At 53.0% G+C, this 3,369-nt stretch carries 6 protein-coding genes and 1 tRNA gene; 5 read left to right on the top strand and 2 right to left on the bottom strand.

Translation table 11 applies throughout. The features are described 5' to 3' along the window. The first annotated feature begins 447 nt into the window (after positions 1 to 447). Entirely contained in the window at positions 448 to 912 is a 465-nt protein-coding gene (locus PFRI_RS06310; RefSeq protein WP_072629861.1) for an MmcB family DNA repair protein, read from the top strand. 13 nt (positions 913 to 925) lie between these two features. Further along, positions 926 to 1,111, top strand: a complete 186-nt coding sequence (locus tag PFRI_RS06305; RefSeq protein ID WP_072629860.1) for a hypothetical protein — start codon at positions 926 to 928, stop codon at positions 1,109 to 1,111. Positions 1,112 to 1,115: 4 nt separating this feature from the next. On the opposite strand, the gene PFRI_RS06300 is transcribed toward PFRI_RS06305, so the two are convergent. Further along, the gene (locus PFRI_RS06300; protein WP_072629859.1) at positions 1,116 to 1,307 is read right to left on the bottom strand and encodes a DUF6324 family protein; all 192 of its coding nucleotides are present in this window, start codon (positions 1,305 to 1,307) and stop codon (positions 1,116 to 1,118) included. 81 nt (positions 1,308 to 1,388) lie between these two features. Between PFRI_RS06300 and PFRI_RS06295 the strand changes: the two genes are divergently transcribed. From PFRI_RS06295 to PFRI_RS06285, 3 genes are all read left to right on the top strand, one after another. Continuing rightward, a complete protein-coding gene (locus tag PFRI_RS06295; protein ID WP_072629858.1) occupies positions 1,389 to 1,871 on the top strand; it encodes a GNAT family N-acetyltransferase in 483 nt (160 codons plus the stop codon). A 54-nt stretch (positions 1,872 to 1,925) separates the two neighbouring features. Then, positions 1,926 to 2,002 (top strand) — tRNA-His (locus PFRI_RS06290). A 72-nt stretch (positions 2,003 to 2,074) separates the two neighbouring features. Continuing rightward, a complete protein-coding gene (locus PFRI_RS06285; protein WP_425439451.1) occupies positions 2,075 to 3,109 on the top strand; it encodes a LacI family DNA-binding transcriptional regulator in 1,035 nt (344 codons plus the stop codon). Here the strand turns inward: PFRI_RS06285 and PFRI_RS06280 are convergent. Next, a complete protein-coding gene (locus PFRI_RS06280) occupies positions 3,106 to 3,297 on the bottom strand; it encodes a hypothetical protein (RefSeq protein WP_072629856.1) in 192 nt (63 codons plus the stop codon). The two genes, PFRI_RS06285 and PFRI_RS06280, sit on opposite strands and share 4 nt — an antisense overlap. Between the last annotated feature and the right edge of the window lie 72 nt (positions 3,298 to 3,369).

The following is a 3,369-nucleotide window of genomic DNA, read 5'->3' as shown; positions in this document are numbered from 1 at the left end:
GTCTTCAAGGTTGGATACATCTTAGCACGCTGTCCAGTTTTGCCGGACCACTTCAGACAATGGCCTAGCTGGATCATCTTTTCTCAACCCCGCAAGGTGGTGAGACACCAACCTTCGCGCTGAAGGCAGCTGCAAAACCTGAAAATATTAATTTCAGGCGCCTTTGATCGCGACAAATATTGCGGAAAAAGTGGCGGAACCGCACGCAACCGTTCTGGTTTTGATTCCCGAGGACCTGTATGTACAGGTGGGTGCCAGGTAAGTGGACCAGGGTCCAAACAGAGCCAGCTCCCTAGGAAATGCTTAAGGCCACTGGAATGCTACCGTAAAACAAGAAGGGCAGAAACCGCCACTGTTTAATGTAGGGGGTCGCACTCGGCTCTACAAGGGGCGCGTGCCCAAACAGAAGACTTGATTTTGTTCTTACTTTGTTCGTAATCTGCACGGATGAATGAAACCAGCCATATCCTTGATGCTAATATGATGCCCGGTCAGTTGCTCGCACGCGGTGTGTGTCGGCATATGGCCACTCAGGGCTTTGTTTGTATTGAGGAATTTACACCTGCCAAAGGGCTAAGGGTGGATGTCATCGCGCTCGGCCAAAAGGGGGAGTTGTGGGTGATAGAATGTAAATCCAGCAAAGCAGACTTCCAAACGGATAAGAAATGGGAAGGCTATTTGGAGTGGTGTGATCGCTATTTCTGGGCTGTGGATATGGATTTTCCAACCGATCTGCTCCCTGAGGGCACAGGGCTGATGATCGGTGACAGCTATGCCGCGGAAATTATCTGCATGGCACCAGAGAGCAAACTCGCACCTGCGCGGCGCAAAGTTATAATTCAGAAATTCGCAATGAACGCGGCGCGCAGGCTGCATGCGCTGCGTGACCCAATGGCGCGCGTTTGGGGCTAAAGGAGACACGACAATGATGGTGAAATTTTACTACCCAGATGGCGATTGGTGCTATCGTGCGATCCAAACAGTGCACGCGATTTATCACAATCCAGAGGGCAAACTGATTGCACGCGCTGAAAAGAGCGATCGCAACGGGTACTATGAGTTTGAAATAACCGAGTTCGAAATGATCGGACCCGGCACACGGCACAGTTAGCGGCTTACTTGCGGGCCATGTTGCGGGCACGCGATGCCGCTGCCCGAATTTCTTCGGCAATTTCGTCGGCTTCTTCTGGGTCGAAATCCATCGGGATTTCAATGCCGTCGCCTTCTATAAAGATACGCACCATGCCTTCATCGGTTGGGCCTATCTGCATGTTCGCTTCGATATCGCGCTCGGTGTTAATACCCATGGTGTGCATCCTTTAACATTACCCCACTCGGCTACTGAAAAACCCCTTGCTCTGCAAGGTGAACTGTCCTTCACTCGCTCTATGTTCGATATCAAATTGTCCCCATATACCGCTGCAGATCACGATTGGTTGGTGCAGCAACATCAAACGCTCTACACACTTAACGATGGCTTTGATGACAGCTTTGGGCCTTTGGTGGATGATATTCTGAGCGAATTCGAGCTCCATGCCGATCCAAGTTGCGAAACAGGATGGATCGCGCGGGATGCCGATCAACGTCTGGGAAGCATATTTTGCGTCAAAGTCGACGATCAAACTGCAAAACTACGCTTGTTCTTGCTGTTGCCAGAGGCGCGGGGCAGAGGACTTGGCAAGCTTTTGCTGTCCAAATGTATGACCTTCGCGAAAGAGTGTGGCTACAAGCGCATGTCGCTTTGGACCCATGAAAGCCACACCGCCGCGTGCGCGCTTTATGCAAAGACAGGCTGGCGCTGTGTTTCGTCTAAGCCTGTTGTATCTTTCGGTGTTCCCCTGATCGAGCAACAATGGGAAATCACCCTTTAGACCTCGAAAAGGGTCTTGCAATCGAACTTTGCTAAAGTTACATCGCCTGTGTGTGCCGCCTTAGCTCAGTTGGTTAGAGCACTGGTTTGTGGAACCAGGGGTCCCCCGTTCAAGCCGGGGAGGCGGTACCATTATCTCCCGCTTTGCACATCTAACACTTTGAAATAAAGTGCCATAGAGTTGCGTGCGAAACCGGAAGCAAAATTTTGACATCCAGCGAACGATCCATCCCGACCCTAGACGATGTGGCGAAAGCCGCAGGCGTGTCTACGGCAACCGTTTCACGATGTCTAAACAGCCCTGATCGCGTCGTTGAGCGCACGCGCACGCGCGTCATGGCCGCGGTTGAAGAGCTGGGCTACACGCCAAACTTTGGTGCGCGGGTCATGGCCGCGAAGCGCACATTCACCATCGGTGCGATCATTCCGACCATGGAAAATGCGATCTTTGCCAGAGGGTTACAAGCCTTTCAGGAGGAACTCCATGCGCGCGGTTACACGCTTTTGGTGTCCAGTTCTGCCTACCAGCCGAAGGTCGAAGAAGAGCAAATCCGGGCGCTTATCGCGCGCGGTGCGGATGGGTTATTGCTTATCGGATATGACCGCGATGCGTCCGTCTATGAATATCTGGAACGCCAACAGGTGCCTGCGCTGATCGCTTGGGCTTTTTCTGAGACGCACAAACGCCCCGCGATTGGCTTTGACAACCGCGCCTCTATGCGCATGCTTGCCGAGAATGTGATCGCACATGGACATCGCAAGATTGGTGTCATTTCGGCACTGACCAAGGGCAACGACCGCGCCGCACAACGCTTGCTCGGGATCAAAGACGCTCTCACTCAGGCTCAGCTTGACGCAGATGCGCTTCCAATCATCGAAACGCCCTACGAGATCGAAAACGGCGGCACCGCACTGGCACAACTCATGAATGAAAATCCAGATTTGACAGCAGTGATGTGCGGCAATGACGTTCTTGGGGTGGGTGCTTTGCTACGCGCCAAGCAGATGGGAATTAATGTGCCGAGCGCGCTTTCTATTACGGGTTTCGACGACATTGAGCTCGCGCGTATCGTTTCACCGCAACTGACCACCGTGCACGTCCCGCACCGCCAAATGGGCCAGCAAGCGGCTATCGAGTTGACTGCTTTGGTCGAGAAAACGAGTGCAGGCAAATCAGTTGAATTGGCAAGTCACGTCGTACTTCGCGAATCCTTGGGTGCCCCTGCAATCCCGATCTAAAAGCGCAGCGTATACATACACCCCGCACCCGTTGCGACCGCGTCACCCGCATCGACCACTCCGCCAAAACGGTTGTCGTACAACTCTTTCGCGAGTCCCGCTGTGATCGCTGCTGCGCATCCGCTTAGGGCGCTTTGTGTCTGTGATGTTGCGTATTTAGAGGCTGCTGCCCCAGCGACAAAGTGCAAGGTTTTGACCTGCCCCCCTAGGCTCCCTCATTCATAACGAGAGTTTGCGGGTTTGGATTTCATATTCTTTAT

It is taken from the genome of Planktotalea frisia, from assembly GCF_001890925.1.
Taxonomy (GTDB): domain Bacteria; phylum Pseudomonadota; class Alphaproteobacteria; order Rhodobacterales; family Rhodobacteraceae; genus Planktotalea; species Planktotalea frisia.
The sequence above is the reverse complement of the archived record's forward strand: the minus strand, read 5'-3'. Positions and strand labels throughout refer to the sequence as shown.

Bases quoted from the DNA above. Each gene is read 5' to 3' on its own strand.
- PFRI_RS06310 (WP_072629861.1), top strand. From the start codon at position 448: ATGAATGAAACCAGCCATATCCTTGATGCTAATATGATGCCCGGTCAG.
- PFRI_RS06305 (WP_072629860.1), top strand. From the start codon at position 926: ATGATGGTGAAATTTTACTACCCAGATGGCGATTGGTGCTATCGTGCG.
- PFRI_RS06300 (WP_072629859.1), bottom strand. From the start codon at position 1,307: ATGGGTATTAACACCGAGCGCGATATCGAAGCGAACATGCAGATAGGC.
- PFRI_RS06295 (WP_072629858.1), top strand. From the start codon at position 1,389: ATGTTCGATATCAAATTGTCCCCATATACCGCTGCAGATCACGATTGG.